General features: G+C 38.5%; 19 protein-coding genes. 12 read left to right on the forward strand and 7 right to left on the reverse strand.

Features of this window, described 5'->3' with window-relative positions; translation table 11 throughout:
* Positions 1–5: 5 nt before the first annotated feature.
* The 3 genes from PSF31_RS19030 to PSF31_RS19040 all read left to right on the forward strand — a co-directional run bounded on the left by PSF31_RS19030 (position 6) and on the right by PSF31_RS19040 (position 4589).
* The gene (locus PSF31_RS19030) at positions 6–1556 is read left to right on the forward strand and encodes a fructose PTS transporter subunit IIA (protein WP_164560952.1); all 1551 of its coding nucleotides are present in this window, start codon (positions 6–8) and stop codon (positions 1554–1556) included.
* Between the two features lie 175 nt (positions 1557–1731).
* A complete protein-coding gene (locus PSF31_RS19035; protein ID WP_004256737.1) occupies positions 1732–2439 on the forward strand; it encodes an oligogalacturonate-specific porin KdgM family protein in 708 nt (235 codons plus the stop codon).
* A gap of 32 nt (positions 2440–2471) precedes the next feature.
* Complete coding sequence (locus PSF31_RS19040) at positions 2472–4589, forward strand: metallophosphoesterase family protein (RefSeq protein ID WP_096864106.1); 2118 nt, start codon at positions 2472–2474, stop codon at positions 4587–4589.
* A 120-nt stretch (positions 4590–4709) separates the two neighbouring features.
* On the opposite strand, the gene PSF31_RS19045 is transcribed toward PSF31_RS19040, so the two are convergent.
* The 3 genes from PSF31_RS19045 to modE form a co-directional block, all read right to left on the reverse strand.
* The gene (locus PSF31_RS19045; protein WP_164560953.1) at positions 4710–5537 is read right to left on the reverse strand and encodes a CPBP family intramembrane glutamic endopeptidase; all 828 of its coding nucleotides are present in this window, start codon (positions 5535–5537) and stop codon (positions 4710–4712) included.
* A gap of 204 nt (positions 5538–5741) precedes the next feature.
* On the reverse strand, positions 5742–7211 hold the full coding sequence (gene modF / locus PSF31_RS19050) for a molybdate ABC transporter ATP-binding protein ModF (protein ID WP_096864108.1): 1470 nt from the start codon (positions 7209–7211) through the stop codon (positions 5742–5744).
* Between the two features lie 146 nt (positions 7212–7357).
* Positions 7358–8146, reverse strand: a complete 789-nt coding sequence (gene modE / locus PSF31_RS19055; RefSeq protein ID WP_096864109.1) for a molybdenum-dependent transcriptional regulator — start codon at positions 8144–8146, stop codon at positions 7358–7360.
* Between the two features lie 218 nt (positions 8147–8364).
* Between modE and PSF31_RS19060 the strand changes: the two genes are divergently transcribed.
* Positions 8365–8517, forward strand: coding sequence for an AcrZ family multidrug efflux pump-associated protein (locus tag PSF31_RS19060; RefSeq protein ID WP_004256731.1), 153 nt, complete (start codon positions 8365–8367; stop codon positions 8515–8517).
* A gap of 84 nt (positions 8518–8601) precedes the next feature.
* On the opposite strand, the gene PSF31_RS19065 is transcribed toward PSF31_RS19060, so the two are convergent.
* Positions 8602–9645 carry an ElaD/SseL family deubiquitinase gene (locus PSF31_RS19065; RefSeq protein ID WP_096864110.1) on the reverse strand — a complete coding sequence of 348 codons (1044 nt, stop codon included), beginning with the start codon at positions 9643–9645 and terminating at the stop codon, positions 8602–8604.
* Positions 9646–9921: 276 nt separating this feature from the next.
* On the opposite strand from PSF31_RS19065, the gene modA reads away from it, so the two are divergent.
* The 3 genes from modA to modC are packed head-to-tail and all read left to right on the forward strand — an operon-like array spanning position 9922 to position 12482.
* Positions 9922–10698: a molybdate ABC transporter substrate-binding protein gene (gene modA, locus PSF31_RS19070; RefSeq protein WP_096864111.1), complete on the forward strand. Its 777-nt coding sequence runs from the start codon at positions 9922–9924 to the stop codon at positions 10696–10698.
* Positions 10699–10723: 25 nt separating this feature from the next.
* On the forward strand, positions 10724–11413 hold the full coding sequence (gene modB, locus PSF31_RS19075; protein ID WP_094962413.1) for a molybdate ABC transporter permease subunit: 690 nt from the start codon (positions 10724–10726) through the stop codon (positions 11411–11413).
* A 1-nt stretch (position 11414) separates the two neighbouring features.
* Positions 11415–12482, forward strand: a complete 1068-nt coding sequence (modC, locus tag PSF31_RS19080) for a molybdenum ABC transporter ATP-binding protein ModC (RefSeq protein ID WP_094962414.1) — start codon at positions 11415–11417, stop codon at positions 12480–12482.
* A gap of 118 nt (positions 12483–12600) precedes the next feature.
* Here the strand turns inward: modC and PSF31_RS19085 are convergent, their stop codons facing one another.
* On the reverse strand, positions 12601–14085 hold the full coding sequence (locus PSF31_RS19085) for a mannitol dehydrogenase family protein (protein ID WP_094962415.1): 1485 nt from the start codon (positions 14083–14085) through the stop codon (positions 12601–12603).
* Between the two features lie 467 nt (positions 14086–14552).
* On the opposite strand from PSF31_RS19085, the gene PSF31_RS19090 reads away from it, so the two are divergent.
* The 4 genes from PSF31_RS19090 (at position 14553) to PSF31_RS19105 (ending at position 19135) form a co-directional block, all read left to right on the forward strand.
* On the forward strand, positions 14553–15890 hold the full coding sequence (locus PSF31_RS19090) for an MFS transporter (protein WP_004256715.1): 1338 nt from the start codon (positions 14553–14555) through the stop codon (positions 15888–15890).
* 40 nt (positions 15891–15930) lie between these two features.
* Positions 15931–16674, forward strand: coding sequence for a glucosamine-6-phosphate deaminase (locus tag PSF31_RS19095; RefSeq protein WP_004256714.1), 744 nt, complete (start codon positions 15931–15933; stop codon positions 16672–16674).
* A gap of 24 nt (positions 16675–16698) precedes the next feature.
* On the forward strand, positions 16699–17730 hold the full coding sequence (locus PSF31_RS19100) for an N-acetylglucosamine-6-phosphate deacetylase (RefSeq protein ID WP_096864114.1): 1032 nt from the start codon (positions 16699–16701) through the stop codon (positions 17728–17730).
* A 229-nt stretch (positions 17731–17959) separates the two neighbouring features.
* Positions 17960–19135 (forward strand): ROK family protein, encoded by a 1176-nt coding sequence (locus PSF31_RS19105; protein WP_004256696.1) that lies wholly within the window; start codon positions 17960–17962, stop codon positions 19133–19135.
* Between the two features lie 121 nt (positions 19136–19256).
* Here the strand turns inward: PSF31_RS19105 and PSF31_RS19110 are convergent, their stop codons facing one another.
* Positions 19257–20075, reverse strand: coding sequence for a pyridoxal phosphatase (locus PSF31_RS19110; RefSeq protein WP_004256692.1), 819 nt, complete (start codon positions 20073–20075; stop codon positions 19257–19259).
* A 299-nt stretch (positions 20076–20374) separates the two neighbouring features.
* Here PSF31_RS19110 and pgl point away from each other — a divergent pair, with 299 nt between their 5' ends.
* Positions 20375–21361: a 6-phosphogluconolactonase gene (pgl, locus tag PSF31_RS19115; RefSeq protein ID WP_004256689.1), complete on the forward strand. Its 987-nt coding sequence runs from the start codon at positions 20375–20377 to the stop codon at positions 21359–21361.
* 163 nt (positions 21362–21524) lie between these two features.
* On the opposite strand, the gene bioA is transcribed toward pgl, so the two are convergent.
* The gene (gene bioA, locus PSF31_RS19120; protein WP_096864116.1) at positions 21525–22793 is read right to left on the reverse strand and encodes an adenosylmethionine--8-amino-7-oxononanoate transaminase; all 1269 of its coding nucleotides are present in this window, start codon (positions 22791–22793) and stop codon (positions 21525–21527) included.
* Between the last annotated feature and the right edge of the window lie 83 nt (positions 22794–22876).

Here is a 22876-nt window from a genome sequence, read left to right on the forward strand (position 1 = left end):
AAATTATGCAAATACTTCCATTTCGTTGTGAGTTACCTAATGGTATTCATGCAAGACCAGCGAGTGCAATTGAGCAAAAAACAGCTTGTTTTCAATCAGATATTTTACTTTTTAATAAAAGCAAACTACGCCAAGCCAATGCAAAAAGTGTTTTGGCTCTTGTTGGGGCAGATGTCGCTGTTGGTGATGAATGTTATTTTACAATCAGTGGAGATGATGAAAATCTGGCTTATGAAAAACTAAAGGTATTTATTGAACAAGAATTTATTCATTGTGATGGATTAATGCCAAAAAAAGATAAACCAGAGCAAGGAATGATCCCTATATATCTGAGTCGGACATCATCTCAAATTATTCAGGGTTATGGTGTTAGCCAAGGGATTGCAAAAGGTAGGGCTATCTATATGAAATCTTTTGATTTACAAAAGATTTCATTATTAGAGCCATCAAATTCACAATCAGAACAATGTGAAATACTAAAACGTGCGTTACAAAGTGCTCGTCAACAATTTAGTCTAGACATTCAGCAAGCTGATAAAACAGCGGTTGATATTTTAGAGGCACAAAGCCAATTATTGGATGATGAGGATATTGAAGCGTGCTTACTTGAACCAAGAGAGGCAAATAATGCGATTGCTGCGTTATCAATGGCAATTGAAGAGCTCAGCTTACCATTTCGAAGCAGTAGTAATGAATATTTACGCCAACGTGAGTTAGATATTAAGGATCTGGGATTGCGTATAGCAAGGCATCTTGGTATCGAATCTAAAATACAACTTCCTAAATTAACAGAAGATTCGATTATTATTTGCCAAGGATTACTGACACCAAGCGAATTATTGGCATTGAGAGGGGAGTATTTGCAAGGTATTGTGATGGCTTCAGGGGCAGAAACATCACATACCGCTATTTTAGCACAATCTTTCTCTCTTCCTTTAATATGTCTTTCATCTTCCATGATTGAATCAATTCAATCTGCTCATGTTTTATTATTAGATACGCAATACGATTTATTAATTATTGAACCTGATACATATGCAGATAATTGGTTCAAGCTTGAAAAAGATAAATTATCTCGTTTGTTTATCTCTGCTAATACGCTAAAAAATGATTATTCAGTATTGGATCCGTCTTTAATTTTTCTTGATGAAAGAATGGAATGTAAAGAGGAAGTCATTAAACGATTAACTGATAATTTAGAAGTTAATCACCGAACTGACTCTGGAGCACAAGTTGAACAAGCAATATGGCAAAGAGAAGAGATTTTTAGTACGGCATTAGGTTTCTCAATTGCAATACCGCACTGTAAATCACCTTTTGTTAAACACAGTAGTATTTCTGTATTACGTTTACCGAATGAGTTAGCGTGGGGAGATAATGTTAATGTTAAATTAGTAATTATGCTAACAATTAATGATTCAGATGAAAATCAGCATATGCGAATCTTTTCTGTTCTCGCACGTAAATTAATGCATGAGTCTTTTAGAAATAAAATGTTAAATGCTAAAAAATCAGAGGGTATTGTTGAATTATTGAAACTGGAATTAGAGTTATGAGATAAGAATGTAAAAAATTAAAATTTTAATAAATTAATTTTCTTTTAAGTTATTTAAAAGGATGGGATGGTTTTTTCTAAAAATAGAAGGGGTATATCTATAAATAAAAGATAAATAATGAATCATTGTTTTAACGATTAAATAAAAAATAAATATTAATTATAGGAATCAGTTTATGAAAAACTTAGCTCTAGGTATCTCTACATTATTATTTTGCACAGCAGCGAATGCGACATATATTGACTATCGTCATGAATGGTTAGGGGATGAACATCGCCATGAAGACCGTGTCAAAATTGGCCATAGCATGCAAAATGGAACTTATTTTAGCCTTGAAGGAAAATGGAGAAGTCGAGATGGTGGTTTTGGTGAAAACCTATCATCAAAAGGAAATGAGGTTGAAGTTGGTTATAAATATAAAGCCACAAAAGATTTTGTTTTAACACCTTCTTTTGCTCTAGATTCAGGAGATAAAGATACGGCTTATAAATTCAGTGTCAAAGCTGCCTATAATTTAACGGATGATTTTAATATTGGAACTCGTTTACGTTATGGCGTAAGGCATTATGATAACTCTAATAAGCCTAAAAAAGATAATCAGCATTATTGGCAGAGTAATTTTTATTTAGGTTATAAGCTGCAAGATTTTTCATTAAGTTATGACTTTGAATATAAATTTGATACTGATTATCCTGCATATAAAGGTAAAGAAAAGGATTATGCACATAATCTGAATGTGTCTTGGGTTGGTAATAAGACATGGGTTCCTTATGTTGAATTAGGGTATGTGTCCTATGATGATGGTTCATATGTCAAAAATGGACAAACTTACCGTGATGCATGGCAGTGGCGTTATCGCGTTGGCATTGCATATAACTTCTGATAGAAATAGTTAATTATCTAAAGGGAACAAATATGAACAATAAATTAAAATATAGTTTTGCCCTTGCATTAATGTCCATTGGAACTGTCGCAATGGCAAATGCCCCTACGGCTCAACCTTATAATTATCGCGTCGCGTTTATGCCAGATATCCATTTTCATGATGTATATGGCCAGTTTGCTGATAATGCATTTGAAGGATTAAAAAATAGTAAAAGTGGTCAAAATGCCGTTATTCGTTCTATGTATGCGCAATTAACATCTACGCGTTTATTTAATGAAAACTATTTTGCTCTACGTGCTGCACTAGATGATGCAGGTAAGAAAGGTATTAAACTTATTGCATTACCTGGTGATTTTACTGATGACGGCCAACCTATTCACTTACGTGGGTTAGTAAAAGTATTGCAAGAGTATGAGCAAAAATATGGTATGCGTTTCTTTGCTACACCAGGGAATCATGATCCGAACCGTCCATTTGATATGCCAGCAGGAAAAGAAGATTTTCTTGGAGCTGATGGTAAAACGCAGCGTATCTTTAGTTTAGGGGCAAGTGAGTGTACGGGATATAAAGGAAAGATTGCTGTTATAGAAACGGGAGCTGAGCTGCCAACAATTTGCTCTGAAGAGATGGTATATAGTGGTTATGGTCGAGTGATGGATGCAATGAAATCATTTGGTATTAATCCGTTACCAGAAGATATTTATTGGGAAACACCATACTCAAACTATGGTTCTCAAGGTTACAACTATGAAGCAGCCTTAAAAGCCAGTGATTTTAACCAAAGGCAGTATGAAATTTGTACTCAAGGAACAGGCGGTAAATATAAACAAGAGGGATATGGGCCTTGTTTTAATGTTGCAGACAGCAGTTACCTTGTTGAGCCTATTCCTGGTTTGTGGTTAATGGCCGTTGATGCCAATGTCTATGTTCCTTCTGAAAAAGCAGATATTAATCATCCTAAAGCAGCTAAAAACTTTGCAGGGTCGGGGAATGCGGGTTACAACAAAATGTTGACACACAAACAACAGACTGTTGAGTGGATGGCGGATGTTGCAAAGCGCGCGAAAGAGCAAAATAAAACATTAATCACGTTTAGCCATTTCCCGATGGTTGAATTTGATAATGGTGCAGCAGATGACCTTGAAACCATTTTTGGCAAAGGTAAATTTCAGTTAGAAAGGGCACCAAAAGAAGACACTAGCCATGCAATGGCAAAAACAGGTATCGGTGTTCATGTTGGCGGTCATATGCATTTTAATGATACAGGTGTACGTAAGTATTCGGATGGCAGCTTACTTTTTAATATTCAAGCTCCTTCAATGGCTGCATATGTTCCTGCTTATAAAATATTGAATTTTAGAAATGCGAATGAAATTGATGTACAAACCATTGTAATAGAAGATGTTCCTCGGTTTGATGAGTTATTTGAGCACTATCAGCAAGAGTGGGAACACCTCAAAAATACTAATTCGTCGCATCTTTGGAATAAAGATATCTTAAGCGCAAATAATTATTATGACTTCACTAACTGGCATATTACTGAACTGACACGTTTGCGTTTTATTCCTGAGGAATGGCCCTGTGAAATTCGTCAAATGTTATTTAGTTTGAATGGCGAAGAGATGCTTATTTTAAGCCAGTTAGATACTAAGAAAGCTTATAATGAAGTATTAACGGCACCATTGAGTCAAAATCATGAAATTTGCGCTAAAGACCCGGGAACTGTCAATGTCACCGAAATCTACTTGAATAAAGACTCCGATGCATGGAAAAAAGCCAGTGATAAAGCTGCTATTCTTGCTAAAAATACAGGGTATCAGTTAAATGATTTTGCAAAATGGAATGGTTTTGACCTTGCTGTGGATTTTTATCGTTTACGTAATGCAGACGAGCTTGCGTTGCAAGATATACCTGTAGAAAGATTAAACCAATATCGATTCCTCACAGGAACCTTGTTATCGTCATTACCAAATGAGACTGATAAAATTAACGCGGATAGTTCATTTGAGAATATTTTTAAATTACGCTTTGGCAGTATTTTCACTGTAATTGATAAATATCTACAAGGAAATCCAAGTCGAGATTTTTATCTTAATATTGAGTCTGGGGAAATTAAGCCAATGAATGTTAATCAAACTAGTCATTAGATTAACGATAGATAACATGGTTATAATAATGAAAAATCACTAACATTATTCGTGTTAGTGATTTTTTACGGTGAAGATCATCCAATTTTTGAGTGATTATGAATTTTTAATTAGTTAACATTAATTAGAAACCAACTTAATTGGATAAGTAAAAAATAACAGATGTCCCAAATTTAACCCGAAGTGAATCGATACAGCCAGCCATAATTTACCACTCCACATCCAAGTTAGGCCATAAATCAAACCCGCTAATGTAGCAAAGAGAATTAACAGTGGTCCACCTGCAAAATGCACAGCGCCAAATAACAGTGAGGTAATCACTAGTGCGAGGTAAGGAGACCTCAACCAAAGGGTTAGACGTTGCTGTAAATAACCACGAAATAGCGCTTCTTCAGCTAATGAAACAAAAAGTAGGTTACAGAGCACAAAAGCAGGTAACCAACTAGGAAAATGCCATTCAAAGGCTAATCCGCCAGCAGCAGTTGCGACCAGCAATAAAAGTGGCATAGAAATAACCAGCAGTGCCCATTGAATTTTAGTTGCATGCTTGGCTGGCCGACAGACAAATAACGTTGGTAAGCAGGCGAGTAAAATAAAGGGGACGAGTGCCTTATCAAAATTAAAATACATTGTGAAAGGGGCGCTATGTTCCCCTACGGTAACTTTATCGAGATATCTCAGGTTATTAAACCCAGGGAATAAGTGAATAAATAACCCAATCGTACAGATTAGTAAGATGATTTCACTAATAATTTTGGTGGATAGATAGTGTTGGAAACGCAAACGAATAATGGCAATTATTGTAATACAAACCAATAGTAGAACCGCTTGCCAATCAATAACGTGTGTAAGTGCTGCGGTAATAATTGTGCAAGCGAGTAAAAAAAGAGCAATTAAACGGTGTGTTGCAAGTACTGCAAGTGAAGAGGCTAACATTAACCAAGCCATAAAAAATATCCATTATGATGTCTAAATTATTAGAATAGGCGCAGTGTAATGATTTTATGTGAATTTTCTAATTTAAAATAACCTAAAAAATATAAATAAAAATAAAATCAAAGAGTTATTTGTGTATAACTTAGTTACCATCTATTAAACATTAGATTAATTTGCCAACAGTTTCATCGTGTCTATTGGCAAATAAGTCAAAAATTAAAGTTTTTCAATATCATAACGGTATTTCCCATTATCAGGGACAAAAGTGAGCCGATGTGTAATACAAGCAGGGGCGTCTTCTTGATGATGGCTGACGAATAAGAGTTGTGTGTTACCTTGTCTTAGCATTACATCAATAAACCGCAGAACTAACAACCTGTTAAGGCCATCAAGCCCTTGCAATGGCTCATCTAGAATAAGCATAGCAGGGTGTTTAACTAGTGCTCGAGCTATCAAGACTAAGCGCTGCTGCCCCCACGAAAGACTGTGGAAAGGTTGTTGAACTGTTTGCGTAGAAAAACCTAACAGAGCTAGCCATTCATACGCTAATTGTATTTGACGATCAGAGGGGGTTTGGTACAAGCCAATAGAATCATGAAAACCGGAAATAATGACATTGAGTACACTGGTTGCGACACGGTATTCTTGGTGAATGCTATTGCTGACGTAACCAATATGGCGCTTAATATCCCATATAGTTTCCCCTGACCCACGACGGTGACCAAATAAGGTTAAGTCATTACTATACCCTTGAGGGTGATCTCCTGTAATCAAGCTCAATAAGGTGGATTTTCCAGCGCCATTTTCACCGATAATTTGCCAGTGTTCGTTTGGGTTTACCTGCCAATTTAAACCGTGCAAGATCGGTTTGTCATTGTAGCTAACAGTTCCATTTTTCAAAATAATACGAGGTGTCGTGTCATCCAGTTTTTCATCTGCGGTTGGAGCCTCAGTTTCAGGGATAGAAAGCTGTTTAATTTTCTCACTATGCTGTAATTGCGTTATTAGCGTGTTAGCAAGTACTGACTCCCTATTTCCCACCATTGCTAGTTTGCAATCAGCGACAACACCTATGTTTTCAATAAAATCAGGGAGTTCATCAAAGCGGTTCAACACTAACACTAAAGTTAAGCCTTTTTCAGACAAACTTGATAGTAGTTCGCTGAGCTGACTTCTTGAATAAACATCTAGGCCATCAAATGGCTCATCAAGGATCAGTAAGTCAGGATTACCCATCAATGTTTGGCATAACAGTACTTTGCGAGTTTCACCCGTAGAAAGGTACTTAAACCGACGAGACAACAAGTCACTGATACCGAAGCGAGCGGCAAGCTCAAGGCAGTATTCATTGTCCTTATGGTTAAATTGAATGATTTCAGCTGCTGTATATCCCGTGTCATCTTCATCATCACTGAGCATATCTGTATTATTGCGCTGCCACTCTTCATTAATGATTTTTTGTAATTGTTCAAATGATAGACGAACAGGGGAGGTGAATGTATTTTTTACGACACCAGAAAGAGGAGGGAGCTCATTGGAAAGTACTCGAGCAAGTGATGATTTACCACTACCATTGGCACCAATAAAAGCCCAATTTTCCCCTTTTTCGATGTTAAGTTGCTGAATGTCTAAAGTCTGAATTTCGCTGAGCTTAAAGTTGCCATGTTGTATTGTTATTGTGCTCATCAAGCTTCCTTATCATGATTATTTACCTTGTCATCTATCACAAATAATCAGGATTGAAGCTAAAGTCAACAACAGAACGATATGATAAGGAAAAAAGGTGAATGCTTACTTACTTTTATTGTAAGTAAGCAGGGCAAACTAGCAAATTAGCAAAGTGTGGCAACAATCACTTGGTCCGCATTGAATAATGCCATAACGCTATTATTCACTTTCAAAGATTGGGCATCGATTTCGCTATTTGGCATAGTTGAACATAAAGTTTCACCGCCTGTGAGTGTCACAATCACTTCACTGTTCTCATCACCCCGCTCTAAAGTGGTAATTTTGCCTTCAAGGCGGTTATCAAAGCCTGTTGGGTTAGGTTGTTTAGTAATTTTGACCCAAGGTGCTTTAATCAATGCAAGCACTTCTTTCCCTTCCGTTAACCCTAAACGGTTAGCGCTTTGCTCTGTCAATGCGGCGTTGATCACCGTTCTGTTGTCTGCTAAACGAATTTGTACATGTTGCTGAACTTGCATGTGGTCGCGTGCAATTAACGTCCCAAAAAATTGGTTACGGGCACTGGTTTGCAGTGAAAAACGCGAAATAGCTGCTAATAAGCTGTCTAAAGGGAGATTATCTTCTTTGAGTACATCAAAGGCTTTTTGCTGAATTTGTGCTAGTAAATCATATAGTTGAAGTAATCGCTCACCATAGTGAGTCAGTGTTGTGCCGCCACCGCCTTTACCACCTGTCGCCCTATCAACAAGGATATCATCAGTGAGTTGATTCATTTCATTGATGGCATCCCAAGCACTTTTATAGCTGATCCCTGCGAGTTTAGCGCCTTGGCTGATTGACCCTGTCGCTTTAATTTGTTTTAGTAGCGCGATACGGCGAGGATCAGCAAATAAACTGCCCTGTAGTTTCAGTGTGAGTAAAATTTCGGCCTGCATAAATTTCTCCCTTCCGGCGTGGCTGGTGATGACAGACGTAAAAAGCACGTTTAGTATGTCGTTAGTATAATATTTTGTCTAAAATAGTCTCCATTATAACGTAATTGTGCGTTATTATTTTGATTTGATTTATACTCAATATACTGAGAGTCAAGTTTTCCCTCGTCAGCGTATCTTGTAGGCTGGTGGGTACAGTATCACTGAAGAGGCTTTTTCCTATGTTAGAACTAATTAAAAGTTTGGGTTTTGCCCTGATGATGGTTCCAGTTGTTATGTTTTTGATCATGGGTTTGATCTACGGTTTGGGCGCGTTCTTTAACTTACTGTCTAAAGCACACGTACCTCATCATCATAATACTGAAAACAAGTAATTTTTAACAAAATTTCTTGTCTGACTGATTATAGACCCCCTGATTGTAAATGCAGTCAGGGGGTTTTTCATATAGCAGTGGGCATTATAATGATGGATATTTGCTATCATGGTAATTTGAATATAGCTGTCTGCGGTTTTGAATATTAAACTCTTTTTGTTCAGCCATCGTCTTTTTTATAAAACTTTCTTGAAATTCTTTTAATGTATCATAAGGATCTTGCTGAGTATTTTCAGTGAGTTGCTTAATAGCTTCAACAACGAATAATCCACATCCGTTAGGGACTTGTTGTTGGATATTCCCTTCAATATAGGTTATATCTTTTTCTATGATACCTGCCTTTTCTGCGGCTTTTGCTATTTCATTAGTAATTTCAGGGCTGACATTTTGGTATGAATTAAAGACGACACATTTCATATCTTGCTTATGTTCCGGCTGATAGAACACAGCTAAGACCCAATGGTTATCATTGATATTGATAGGAAATAACTCACATTTATCTAATGTTTTATTATTTAAAATTTTTTGTTCAATTACATCGGCTAATAAGTTGTAGCCATTTTGCATGAGTCCTATTGAGCAATTGATGGTCATGTTTGATGGCAAAGTTGGGTTATTTTTATTGCTTGCATCAATCTCATCACTTGTTGTCATCCTGTTATTATCCCAAAGAGTAGATTCCGCGGGTTCATTTTTCATCAATAGTTTAGTTAAACTAATTTTATCAATAACTTTTTCTATTGCAGATCCGACAATATAAAGGAGCTTAGAAGGGGTCGTTAGTTTCGAATATTTTAGGTGTTTTTTGATTTTTGTATTAAGGTGTAATTGATATAATTTTTTGCTAGTTTCTTGTATTTCTTTATCTATACCTTTCTTTGCAGGCAGCTTTCCATTAAATAAATCAAATAGGATATTTTCTGCTTTTCTTCCTTCGTTGTCTTGCCGTAGAGCGATATTGTGTAATAAATCGATACTCTCTAAGTTCCCATTACCCGCTGATTCTGCTAAAGAAGCTAAAGCTTCAGGGGAAATATTTTTTTCAAATAACCCATTAAATTGCTCAATGGTTAATCCACTCATATAGTGAGCTTGGGTTGGAGAAAGCGCTGTCGGTTGAATAGCCATATTATCTCCTCTGTTTTTATCTATCTGCAAAAGTTGGATAAAATATTCAATTGTGTACGATTTGTGCCGATAAAGTTACAAAGGATATAAATTGTTCTCTATATAAAAACGATTTTACGGCTGAGGAATTTTTCATCGTTCGTGGGATTTTAGAGAAAACATGCAACAAAATTGCATCATTTCTTGCGCCAGCACACTTTTATTACGAGTTTGACTTTAAGTTATCGCTGTGTCCTGTTATATATAACGTGTCGATTAATACTAGGGTAGATAAAAATGAAAAAAGGTTTGGTATCACTTCTCGCTGGCGCAACATTGACGTTAACGATGGCTAGCAATAGCTTTGCAGCTGATAAAATTACGGTTTTTGCAGCGGCTTCTCTAACTAATGCACTGAATGAAATTTCTGAGCAATATAAGAAAGACACTAAAGTAGAGGTTGTTGCATCCTATGCGTCTTCTTCAACGCTGGCTCGTCAAATTGAGCAAGGTGCCCCCGCTAATTTATTCATTTCGGCTGACCAGCAATGGATGGATTATGCTATCGATAAAAAATTGATGGTAGAAGATACACGCTATACATTATTAGGTAATGAATTGGTGTTAATTGCACCGAAAGATGCCAAAATTGATAAAGTTGAAATTAATAAACAAACTGATTGGAAAAAACTGTTAGATGGTGGTCGTTTAGCCGTTGGTGACCCTGACCATGTCCCTGTTGGTATTTATGCCAAAGAAGCATTAAGCAACTTAGGTGCATGGGAAACAGTTGACCCGCTGTTAGCACGTACAAATAACGTGCGTAGTGGTATGGCATTGGTTGAGCGCCAAGAAGCGCCTTTAGGTATTGTATATGGCTCTGATGCTGTCGCTAGCCAAAAAGTCAAAGTGGTAGGTGTCTTCCCTGCTGATACCCATAAACCTGTTGAATACCCAATGGCAATTGTTAAAGATCAAGATAACAAAGCAACCCGTGATTATTATGAATACTTGAAAACCCCAGCGGCTTCAGAAGTATTCAAACGTTATGGTTTTGAACCTCGTACTAAATAAACGTTAAGAGAGCATTTTTTTGCAGATGTTAAGTCCTTATGAATGGGAAGCGATTTACCTAAGTCTAAAAGTATCCAGTGTGGCTGTAATTTTCAGTTTACCGTTAGGTATTTTAATGGCATGGGTATTGGTTCGCTGTAATTTTCCTGGAAAAACACTGCTCGATAGTATTATTCATCTACCACTGGTATTGCCGCCAGTGGTAGTGGGGTATTTATTATTGATCAGTATGGGTAAACGCGGTTTTATCGGTGAATGGCTATATAACTGGTTTGGATTTAGTTTTACCTTTAGTTGGCGGGGGGCTGCGCTTGCGTCTGCCGTGGTTGCGTTTCCACTGATGGTACGTGCGATCCGTTTAGCGCTTGAAGCGGTTGACCAAAAATTGGAATTAGCCGCGAGGACATTAGGCGCAACACCGTTACGTGTCTTTTTCACGATCACCATTCCGCTTTCTCTTCCCGGTATTATTGTCGGAACAGTATTAGCATTTGCACGTTCACTTGGTGAATTTGGCGCCACAATTACTTTTGTTTCGAATATACCAGGTGAAACACAAACCATCCCATTAGCGATGTACACCTTAATTGAAACGCCAGGGGCGGAAGTAGACGCTGCGCGATTATGTGTGATTGCGATTATTTTAGCCTTGATTTCATTACTGATTTCAGAGTGGCTCACCCGTTGGGGTAAAAAGCGTTTGGGGGTGGCTTAGCATGTTAGAACTCGACTTTTCTCAAAAACTAGGGGACTTACAGCTTGAAGTCACAACGCAATTGCCAACGGAAAGTATTACTGCCGTTTTTGGGCTTTCAGGCGCTGGTAAAACCTCGCTTATCAATGTGATAGGTGGGTTAACTAAACCTAATACAGGGCGTGTTGTATTAAATGGCCGCACATTGGTGGATATGGAAAAAGGTATTTGCTTACCACCTGAACAACGCCATATCGGTTATGTATTTCAAGATGCACGGCTATTTCCCCATTATCGGGTGAAAAGCAATTTGCGTTATGGCATGTCACCCGTAATGAAAGATCGCTTCGATGATATTGTTGAATTATTAGGGATTGAAAAATTACTCAATCGCTACCCGATAACCCTTTCTGGTGGTGAAAAACAACGTGTCGCTATCGGACGGGCGCTATTAACAGCCCCTGAAATTCTCCTAATGGATGAGCCGTTAGCCTCTTTGGATTTACCTCGAAAGCGTGAATTGCTGCCGTATTTAGAGAAACTTTCTCAAGACGTTAAAATTCCCATTTTATATGTTAGCCATAGTTTGGATGAAATTTTGCGTCTGGCTGACAAAGTGATTGTCATGGCGCAAGGAAAAGTTAAAGCTTTTGGCGCTTTGGAAGATGTTTGGGCAAGCAGTGCTTTGCGCCCTTGGTTACAGCAAGAAACGTTAAGCAGTGTGGTAAGTGCAACGGTGCATAGCCAACACCCTGATTATGAGATGACAGCGGTGATTGTTGGTAGCCAAAAACTGTGGATCCCTCGAGTTGAAGCCCAACAAGGTGTTGATGTGCGTATACGTATTGACGCTGCAGATGTTTCTTTGGTACTCGAAAAACCACAAGTGAGCAGTATTCGTAATATTTTAGCCGCAGAAGTGGTTGAATGGATTGAAGATGGCGAGCAAGTAGATGTGAAGCTAGATTTAGGCGAAGAACATTATTTATGGGCGCGGATCACTCGCTGGGCAAGGGATGAGCTTTCTATTCGCAAAGGGCGTAAAGTTTATGCGCAAGTGAAGTCGGTGTCACTTTCCCGCCATTTATAGCAAGGACATATTTTTCTCTTCTATCCAAAAAGTAATCAATAAGAGATATCGCAGCTTACGTATAAAATACGATATCTCCTTTCATAGATTAATTTTTATGTATAAATAAAGTTAATCTCTACTTTACTGTTTGTTGTAGATAGTGCTTAACTGTTTCACGAGCGCCAACAGAGATTAGCTGCTGATAGGCTGTTTTTACATTTTTGACGATATCTTGATTTTGAGAAAACTCAAGTGGAAAGATAGCGTTAATCGCTAAAAGCCTATCAACAGCTTCCAAACCAACCCCACATAGGTGATAGATTTCAGCAAATTTATGTTGTAAAGGATCCTTAATATCTATTGCATTACCTTGCTCATCTTGTCCACTGACATATTTCATCCAGGCAGCAACTCCGAGAGCGAGAAATGTATAGTCTGAGCCGTGCTTTTGATGCCACATTATTGAGTCTAGTAAGCGTTGAGGTAATTTTTGGCTCCCATCAGCCGCAATTTGTGCAGTTTTATGTTTGATTGTCTTGTTAGAAAAACGCTTTATTAAAGTTTGTGTATATTGTAATAGGGTTGTATTGTCAGGGATGAAAAGTGTAGGTGCTTGTTCGTTTATTATTAAGCTGTACGCCGCTCTACTGTAATCAGAGTTTTGCATAGCATCGGAAATAAATTCATAGCCACCTAAGTAACCTAGATAAGCAAGAAAAGAGTGGCTTCCGTTTAGCATACGTAATTTCATCATTTCATAGGGTGTGACATCAGGCACAAATTGAGCACCGACATGCTGCCAGTCTGGTCTACCATTCACAAAATTATCTTCAATAACCCACTGGCGAAATGATTCACAAATGATGGCACATGGGTCATCTCTGCCAATTAATTGTTTAATTTCTGCATATGATTCTTGAGTCATGGCTGGGACAATTCGATCAACCATTGTACTTGGGAATGAAATGTGTTGATCAATCCATTGCGCTAGTTGTTTATCTTGTTGAGCGGCTAAACCAACAATAGCACGCCGTGCGGCCTCACCGTTTTTACGAATATTATCACAAGAAAGAATGGTAATAGGGGGTTGTTGTCGTTGAAAACGTAAACGAAGTGACGCGACGATATAACCTAAAACCGATCGTGGTTTTGTTGGGTGTGCGATGTCATGTTGTATGTTGGGGTGTGACAAATTCAACAGGTCTGTTGCAGGAGAAAGGCAATAGCCTTTTTCTGTGACCGTTAATGAAATAATTGCTGTATCAGGGGAAGCCATCTTTTCTACCACAGCATCTATGCCATCAATGCGTGGATGCATTGCTTCTTTTATCACCTTAATCGTTCTAACGGTCGATTTTTCTTCGTCTTTTTCAAGTAAAGTGTAATGGCCGTTATATTTATTTAATTGATTAATTAACACAGCTCCGCTATCGGACATCAAATTAATTTCACAATATCCCCAATTAGAGAGAAATTGTTCAAATAATAAGTGAGTGTAAAGAGCTTGATGAGCTCGATGAAATGCACCACAACCAAGGTGAACGATACGGGGAATGAGCAATGGTTTAACTTCTTGAACGGGCTGGAAAGTTTGATTATTTAAGTGAGGGGTATGTGGCATAACTCGGTCCTTATAATAGAAGCAATCAATGTAGAGTAAAGACATCTCAATATGGCAAATTAACAATTAAAAAACAAATCTGTTTTTAAATTGATTGGCGGTTATAGAGAGATTATTTATAATCAAATATCTTTTATATTATAAATATATTTTTAATTGAGCAGGGGTTATTTTAATGGTTACAATGTCTTCTTTGTTGTATATATTTGATTTTGCTTATAATGCTAATTGTTTGTTTGTGTTTTTAATAAAAAATTAAAATAAAATTAAAATAAATTATTTTAAATAAAAGTATATGTTTTCTCATTGAAATATGATTTCGATCTCATTTCTAAATAATTTAAGAACGATCATGTTCTAAATTCAGTTTAATAGTGCTAATTTCAATAGTGCGCGCTTTTTGTCCGTTTTGTTTGAACAAAACATACCTCAAATAATGTATTCCTAAAATAAATGTAGGGGGCAGTATGAGTGACACTATTTCAGAACAATTAGCTACCGATACTGCAGCTGATAAGCCAGCTGCAGATAAAAAAACGATTAGAAAAGTGATGATGGCTAGCGTGTCAGGAACGGTCATAGAGTGGTACGACTATTCATTGTATGGTGCAGCAGCAGGGCTAGTGATCAATAAACTTTACTTTCCGAATCTATCACCCACAATTGCAACATTAGCAGCGTTTCTTACCTTTGCTGTAGGCTTTATTTCACGTCCTTTAGGGGGGGTAATAATAGCTCATATAGGAGATAGATACGGGCGCAAACCAGCTCTTATTTTTGCCATTGTTTTAATGGGGATCGCAACACTCGCTCTTGGATTACTTCCGACTTATTACCACATTGGCATTTGGGCCACGATTGCATTAGTTGTAATCAGATTAATGCAAGGTTTTGGTTCAGGCGCTGAGCTAGCAGGTGCCCAAACTTTTGTTGCGGAATATGTCCCTATGAAGCAGCGGGGGTTTTATACCTCGTTAATTAATGCATCTACAGGGATCGCCATTCTATTGTCGACTGCCGCTTTTTTTGCTGTATCACAACTCCCTGATGATGCCTTTATGAGCTGGGGTTGGCGTGTTCCTTTCTTGCTATCTATCGTTTTATTTATTGTCGCTATTTATATTCGCAAGCAATTGGATGAAACCCCTGAATATGTTAAATCAGTCGAAAAAGCAGAGAAAGATAAAAAAGAGCAAAAAATTCCGATTAAAGAATTATTTATTCATAGTCGAAAAAATTTACTCTGTGGTTTTTTTAGTTTGGCGGGGCATCAAGCAAATGGTTATGTACTCAGTGTCTTCAGTATTAGCTACCTCACTAATACGTTAGGAATGGAAAAATCTGATGGATTGATGGCATTAATGGTCGCTGTACTTGTTAATACAGTCATGACGCCTGTCATGGGGAAATTAACTGATAAATATGGCACAACTACAATCTTCTCATTCGGCGCTATTTTCTTAGGGGCTTTTGCATTCCCATTATTTTGGTTCCTTGGCAGTGGTAGTTTAGTACTGGCAACACTGGGTATGTGTATTGCTTATGGTATTGGCCATGGCGCGACATCAGGAGCTCAAGGCGCATTCTTAGCTAATCTATTCCCAACACAATATCGTTATTCAGGTATTGCACTTTCTCGTGAACTAAACAGTGTTATTTTTGCAGGCTCAACCCCAGTTATTGCAGCTGCTTTAGTTTCTGTTGGTGATGGAAAACCGACTTATGTTGTTTACTACTTGATTTTCTGTTGTGTGCTGACATTAATCGCCGTGCAAATGGCCAGAAAATTAAAACAACACCAATAAGATACAGATTAAATTTTTACTTATTTAGTATGAGGTTCATATGGATATTATTGTTTCTGAAGATAAACAAATGTTAGGTAAAAAGGCCAGCCAAGCGGGAGCACTTGCGATTAAACAGGCGCTTAGTAAAAAAGCAGATGTCGCCATTATCGTCGCAACAGGAGCTAGCCAATTTGAAATGCTGGAAAATTTAATTAATGAAGATATTGATTGGTCTCGTATTACTATTTTTCATTTAGACGAGTATATTGGCCTGAATGAAGGACATCCGGCTAGTTTTCGCCGTTACTTACAAGAACGACTTGTCAATAAATTGCCATCACTGAAGCAATTTATTGGGGTAAATGGTTCTGCTGAGAATATAGAAAAAGAAATTCAGAGGCTAAATCATATTATTCGCCAGTATGACATTGATGTCTGTTTTGCAGGAATAGGAGAAAATGCACACTTAGCGTTTAATGACCCACCTGCAGACTTTAACGTGAGCTCGCCTTATCTTGTGGTTAACCTTGATGAAGCATGTAGAAAACAGCAATTGGGCGAAAAGTGGTTTGCCCATTTGAATGAAGTACCTAAGCAAGCTATTTCTATGAGTATTTCGCATATTTTAAGTTCAAAAACTTTAATACTTAGCGTACCTGACTTACGTAAATCTATTGCAGTAAAAAATACAATAGAAGGTGAAATAACCAACCAAGTTCCTGCGTCAATTATTCAACAACATCAAGATTGCCGAATATTCTTGGATAAAGATTCTGCTTCCTTGTTAACAGGGCGCTATTAAGGAAAAGTATTGAGGGATCAAACGATGAAGGTAACCAGTGGACTATTTGATATTCAGGTAAATGGTTTTGCAGGTATTGATTTTAATGATGAAAATATTACTGCAGAAGCATTAGATTATGCACTAGATAAAATGTTAAAAACAGGAGTAACATTTTGTTTACCAACGTTAATTACAGCATCGGAGTCTTCTCTTATAGAGCGTTTTCGGGCATTAGATAAGGCCGTATCGAAAAGCCATCTTGGTAAACTTATGGTTCCTGGTTACCATTTGGAGGGGCCATTTATTAATCCAGAAGTGGGGTATGCGGGATGTCATCCTCCCTGCGATATTATTAAACCAGATATTAATTTGGTTGCTAGTTTAGAAAGAAAGGTTAGCAAGCCGATACTGCTAGTGACTTATGCTCCAGAGTTTGACCGGCAATTTCAATTTGTAAAACAGTTAGTTGCCATGGGGAAGTGTGTGGCGGTAGGGCACTCTAATATCAATTTTAGCCAAATGGAGGAAGCGGCCAAAGAGGGTGTTTGCATGAGTACACACTTAGGAAATGGTATTCCTCAATATTTACATAAATTGGAAAATACGCTTCAAGCTCAATTAAGTTGCGATGCTATTGGTGCCAGTTTTATTGCTGATGGAATACATATTCCATTTCCCGCATTAAAAAATTTATTACGAACTAAGACGGTCGCTAGGTCAATTTTAGTGACAGACGCTGTCAGCGCTGCAGGTTGTAATAAAGCAGGGAATTACCAATTTGCAGCGATGTCAATTGAACGTACTGATGATGGCACCGTGCGGGTTCCCGGGGAAGCTAATTTAGCGGGGTCTAGCCTGACATTAGACCAAGCGGTACGTAATATAGTGAACAATAAGATAGCAAGCTTTGATGAAGCTATTATGATGGCGACCACTAATCCACGCCATTATTTACAGCCCGCATTGATGAGGTGTGGAATAACCCCTCCAGTATCAGCAATTACCTGGGATGACCAACTAAATATTGTAAAGAGCACTATCAATCGTGAAGTTGTGCGTGAATATACATTTTAATTACTTTAGCGTATTGTTTTAACCAGCAAAAGCCAGGCTGCCTTACCGCGTTCTGGCTTTTTTCTTTTATTAATAAGGATTGATTGACGATAGACCCTTGAGGCATACTTTATCGATAGTTATTTACCATTTTTCTGACTTGAGAAGGGGTAAGCTGTAGGTAGGTTGCCTATTCCTATTTGATGAATGGTGCAGGGACCTAGATTAAACGGCTTTATATCGAATTATTATGATATTAAAAACAACGACTGGCTTTTTATCACATTTACCGATCACTCAGTCTATTACAAATGATAAGGAACGTATTTTTTTTGCCATTTTAAATGGCCAAATCACGACACGTCGTGAAGCAGTAAAATTTCTGAATATCCGCTCAACTACCGTATCAGAACATGTTACTGAGCTTTTAGATAACCGTTTATTGACCGAAACAATCAGCCAACATTCAGGGCGAGGTCGGCCATCAATGATACTGGTAGTGAATCCTAATCGTTTAGTAACATTAGTTTTCCAAGTCATTAGTTTGTCATTACATGTTTTTGCTATCAATTTAGTTTCTAATGTCATTGCGCATGAGCAGCTTGAAGCATCACCTGAGTGTGATAGCCAAGCATTAGCCAGCAAAATTAGCCAACTTCACAAAAATATTCTGCAAAAAATACCGAGAACAGCGGAAGTTTCGGGGTGTGTCTTCTCTTTAGGGGGGTTATTTGATCGCAAAACTTATCATTGGATACATGCATCTCGTTGGCCTAGAATGAATAATTTAGATATCAAAAGTTTATTTCCCCCTGAGTATCGTGTTGTTTTATCAAGAACTTTGGACGACGAGTTAATGCTACATGTACTTGAGCGTCGCAAAAGTACGTTATTACTGCATTGGGGGTACGGTGTCGGGGTTGCCTTTAGTACCGCAGATAATTACATCAATATAGGTGGACATGCTTTTGGTGAAATAGGGCATTGGCATATCCCAGGGCAAAATAAGCCGTGTCAGTGTGGGCAAGTTGGGTGCTTAGAAACGGTTACTGCATTATGGGCAATTGGTTCAGATGTGCTTGCTGGTAAATTTAAAGCCCATGATGATGAAGAAAATGTGGCAGAAATTTTGGCTACTCATGATCTAGTGAATAATGCAACGATGCAGCAAGCTGTTTCTCATATGGCAAATGCAGCATCAAATATTTGTCGTGTATTTTTCCCTTCACGTTTAATTGTGTCGGGGCCTTTTGTGAAAAACCCGCAAATTTGGGCTGCGTTTTGTGAGAGCTTCCAACAGCAAAATCGTTTTTTTGGCCAATCATTACCGGAACTCTCAATGAGTCAGATGAGCCGAAACTCACGAATTTATGGCGCGGCCTTACCTGTATTAGAGCAAGCGTTAATCGAATTACTTACCCAATAAGTTGTATTGATTCATCAATTATGTAGAGTTTTTTCCGGTTACTGACAATCTTTAACCGAAAAGTATGGAGAGTGTCAGTAACCAGAATTGAACTAAGTTTTCTTGTTATTTCATAACCCCGTTAGAGAACGTATTTACGGATAACTTCAGCAATACCCGGCTCCGTGTTGATGCGAGTGACTAACTTGGCCTGCTGCTTAATTTCATCAACCGCATTGCCCATCGCTACACCTAAACCTGCGGTTGTCAGCATACTTAAGTCATTAAAATTGTCACCGAAAGCCACAACATCATTCATCGTCATCCCTTGGGATTCGACCCACTCTTTTAAGCGTTGGCCTTTGCTATTGCCTTTGCGGCCGACATCAACCTGATCCATCCAAGACCATTCACAGTCCAAACCAAAATCATTTTCAATTTCGCTAACGACTCGATGAAGTTGCTCCGTATTTGGCGAGCTAACAGCAAATTTCCAAATAGAATCATAGTTATGCATCACATCAGCGTAATCTTCAACAAATTCAATGGTTGGGCGCTGTGCAACAGGTAAGGATTCGGCCCAATTCAATGTACGTTTAATGCCTTCTGTTTGTGCGTTATAGAGCATTGCATTATCAACATACATTAAATGCTGAATATCTGTTCCACGCAGTTTGTCTATCATTTGTGTGACAGAATCGAGGGTCATAGGATCTGATTTTAGAACTTTTTTGCCTAAATAGTCGTATAGGTAGGTTCCATTACAACAAATGGCTGGAGTATCGAGATCTAAAGTTTGATAAAACGGATGAATCGCAACATGATGGCGGCCTGTGACAATGATCACTTTGACGCCTTGGCGGCGTGCTTCTTGTAAGGCTGCTAAAGATTCAGGCAGAATTTTCTTTTGGTGATCAAGCAGTGTTCCATCAAGATCGAGCGCAATAACGCGGTATGACATAAACGGCTCCACGTGATTTAGTTGTTACCTATCTTACTAAAGGGGTAGAGATAGGGAGATGATGAATTTAACGAATAACGAGAAATTATTGCTATAAAAATAGTCAACTTGATATGTTTTATCATCATAACGTTAACTGAACCGTTTTAGTATCATTATTATTTGTTCTTGGTACGATATGTAACAGCCGCATCAGTGCTATTTACCCAGTGTAATTTGCATAATATAAAGTATAGTGAAGCCAATATAGTGGATTATAGATGCGGTTTTGTATTTTTATCATGAATTAAGGAGTCAGGATGAATCAGGTTGTTTATATTGCGAGCCCCGAGAGTCAGCAAATTCACGTGTGGTCGATGAATGAGGTTGGGGAGCTTACTCTTCTGCAAACGGTAAAAACACCGGGTCAAGTGCAACCTATGGTATTAAGCCATGATAAAAAACACCTTTATATTGGTGTGCGCCCGAATTTCCGTGTCGTAACCTATGAAATTGAAGAGAAAGGGTTACTACGTTTAAAAGCGGAGACATCAATTCCAGGTACACCGGTTCATTTATCCCTTGATAATAATGGCAAATATCTATTTGTTCCTTCATATCATCAACATAACTTGTCAGTGTTAACCATTAATGAAGAAGGCGTCCCAGATCGCGTTGTTCAAGTGATTGAAGGCTTGCGTAATCCACATTCTTCCCATGTTGATGTTGATAACCAACAGCTTTGGGTTCCTTGTTTAGGCGAAGACCATATCCGTTTATTCGATTTACATGAAAATGGTTATTTAACCGAAGCAACCGCAGATCAAATTACCACAGCTGCGAAATCCGGCCCCCGTCATCTGGCTTTCCATCCTACTGAAAAAGTCATTTATTGTGTGAATGAGTTAGACTCAACGGTAGGCGTGTATCGTAAATTTACTCGCTATCGTAACATGCAAACTTTGGCAAATTACCCATTAGGTAACGAAAGTCAGCGCTGGGCTGCAGATATCCACATTACGCCAGATGGCCGCCATTTGTATGTTAGTGAACGTTCTGAAAGTTACCTCAGCCACTATCTGGTTTCTGATGACGGTTGCGAGCTAACATTAGAAGCACGTTACCCAACAGAGACGCACCCAAGGGGCTTTAATATCGATGCAACAGGGCGCTTTTTAATTTCGAGTGGGCAAAAATCAGACCATATTTCAGTTTCTGAAATTGACCCGATTACAGGGAAATTGACGCAAGTAGGAAGGTATATGGTCGGGAAAGGTCCTATGTGGGTCATTTCAGTCATTCTTTGAGCCGTAACTGTGTTGGCTACGTTTACTAACCCTAGTCACATACTTGTGTATGCTCCTAGGGCTTAGTTTCACTTGCCGCCTTGTTACAGCTCAAATGATTTATGAAATACTCTAGATTAAAAATTCAGTAACAATCACTTCGATTATCATTGCATTTATTGTGCTATCCCAACACTTTTGCCATTGCATTTGTTACTTTACTGAGTTGCTCGGGGGTGATGATATACGGTGGCATAACATAAATAAGTTTGCCGAATGGGCGAACCCAAACACCATTTTCCACGAATACTTTTTGTAAAGCGGCTGTATTGACTGGCTGCTTCATTTCAACCACGCCAATTGCACCAAGAACACGTACATCTGCAACACTAGGGTGGGATATTAAAGGCATCAGTTCAGCCTTAAGTTGTTGTTCGATAGTGGCAATTATTTTCTGCCAAGGACTATTGAGTAACAAAGTCAGGCTGGCATCCGCCACCGCACAGGCAAGAGGGTTACCCATAAAGGTTGGTCCATGCATAAAGCAACCTGCTTCACCATTGCTAATGGTTTCTGCCACATGGCGAGTTGTGAGTGTGGCAGAAAGTGTCATATAGCCCCCAGTTAGTGCTTTACCTAAACACATAATATCGGGTGATATATCAGCATGATGGCAAGCAAACAATTTACCCGTACGACCAAAACCAGTCGCAATTTCATCAGCGATCAACAGTAGACCATATTGATCACACAAATGGCGGACTCCCTTTAAATATTCAGGGTGATAGATACGCATTCCACCAGCCCCTTGAACGATCGGTTCAAGGATTATCGCCGCAATTTTATCGCTATTTTCGGCAAGTTGAACTTCAAGAGGATGCAAATCGGCGCTGTCCCATTCGTCGTAAAAACCGCATTGAGGGGCTTCCACAAAAATATGTGGAGGTAAATACCCCTTATACAGGCCATGCATTGAATTATCAGGGTCACAAACGGCCATCGCACCGAAGGTATCACCATGATATCCATGACGTAATGTGAGGATCCGTTGACGCTTTTCCCCTTTGGCTTGCCAATATTGCAATGCCATTTTCAGAGCAACTTCAACCGCCACTGACCCGGAATCGGCAAGAAAGACACATTCGAGTGGCTCTGGTGTGATGGCAACCAACTGTTTACATAGATTCACTGCGGGTGGGTGCGTAATCCCGCCAAACATCACATGGGACATTTTCGCTAATTGCGTTATTACCGCTTGGTTTAATACAGGGTGATTGTAACCATGAATGGCTGCCCACCATGAAGACATACCATCAATTAATTTTTCTCCATCGGCCATGACTAGCTCGGCTCCATGGGCTTCAATAATCGGATAAGCCGGAATTGGCTGGCTCATCGAGGTATAAGGGTGCCAAATATGTTTGGCATCAAACTGAATATCTACGTTATCCATTTGCTATCATCGTCAACTTTTTTAGATCATTTTAGTTGACATGATAATCGCAATATTTAAACTGGCAACAACTTTTTCAACTG

Source organism: Providencia sp. PROV156 (genome assembly GCF_028480905.1).
GTDB classification, from domain to species: domain Bacteria; phylum Pseudomonadota; class Gammaproteobacteria; order Enterobacterales; family Enterobacteriaceae; genus Providencia; species Providencia hangzhouensis.

What these genes read in the sequence shown, in the direction of transcription:
- PSF31_RS19030 (WP_164560952.1), top strand. Translation starts at nt 6, where the DNA reads ATGCAAATACTTCCATTTCGTTGTGAGTTACCTAATGGTATTCATGCA.
- PSF31_RS19035 (WP_004256737.1), top strand. Translation starts at nt 1,732, where the DNA reads ATGAAAAACTTAGCTCTAGGTATCTCTACATTATTATTTTGCACAGCA.
- PSF31_RS19040 (WP_096864106.1), top strand. Translation starts at nt 2,472, where the DNA reads ATGAACAATAAATTAAAATATAGTTTTGCCCTTGCATTAATGTCCATT.
- PSF31_RS19045 (WP_164560953.1), bottom strand. Translation starts at nt 5,537, where the DNA reads ATGGCTTGGTTAATGTTAGCCTCTTCACTTGCAGTACTTGCAACACAC.
- modF (WP_096864108.1), bottom strand. Translation starts at nt 7,211, where the DNA reads ATGAGCACAATAACAATACAACATGGCAACTTTAAGCTCAGCGAAATT.
- modE (WP_096864109.1), bottom strand. Translation starts at nt 8,146, where the DNA reads ATGCAGGCCGAAATTTTACTCACACTGAAACTACAGGGCAGTTTATTT.
- PSF31_RS19060 (WP_004256731.1), top strand. Translation starts at nt 8,365, where the DNA reads ATGTTAGAACTAATTAAAAGTTTGGGTTTTGCCCTGATGATGGTTCCA.
- PSF31_RS19065 (WP_096864110.1), bottom strand. Translation starts at nt 9,645, where the DNA reads ATGGCTATTCAACCGACAGCGCTTTCTCCAACCCAAGCTCACTATATG.
- modA (WP_096864111.1), top strand. Translation starts at nt 9,922, where the DNA reads ATGAAAAAAGGTTTGGTATCACTTCTCGCTGGCGCAACATTGACGTTA.
- modB (WP_094962413.1), top strand. Translation starts at nt 10,724, where the DNA reads ATGTTAAGTCCTTATGAATGGGAAGCGATTTACCTAAGTCTAAAAGTA.
- modC (WP_094962414.1), top strand. Translation starts at nt 11,415, where the DNA reads ATGTTAGAACTCGACTTTTCTCAAAAACTAGGGGACTTACAGCTTGAA.
- PSF31_RS19085 (WP_094962415.1), bottom strand. Translation starts at nt 14,085, where the DNA reads ATGCCACATACCCCTCACTTAAATAATCAAACTTTCCAGCCCGTTCAA.
- PSF31_RS19090 (WP_004256715.1), top strand. Translation starts at nt 14,553, where the DNA reads ATGAGTGACACTATTTCAGAACAATTAGCTACCGATACTGCAGCTGAT.
- PSF31_RS19095 (WP_004256714.1), top strand. Translation starts at nt 15,931, where the DNA reads ATGGATATTATTGTTTCTGAAGATAAACAAATGTTAGGTAAAAAGGCC.
- PSF31_RS19100 (WP_096864114.1), top strand. Translation starts at nt 16,699, where the DNA reads ATGAAGGTAACCAGTGGACTATTTGATATTCAGGTAAATGGTTTTGCA.
- PSF31_RS19105 (WP_004256696.1), top strand. Translation starts at nt 17,960, where the DNA reads ATGATATTAAAAACAACGACTGGCTTTTTATCACATTTACCGATCACT.
- PSF31_RS19110 (WP_004256692.1), bottom strand. Translation starts at nt 20,075, where the DNA reads ATGTCATACCGCGTTATTGCGCTCGATCTTGATGGAACACTGCTTGAT.
- pgl (WP_004256689.1), top strand. Translation starts at nt 20,375, where the DNA reads ATGAATCAGGTTGTTTATATTGCGAGCCCCGAGAGTCAGCAAATTCAC.
- bioA (WP_096864116.1), bottom strand. Translation starts at nt 22,793, where the DNA reads ATGGATAACGTAGATATTCAGTTTGATGCCAAACATATTTGGCACCCT.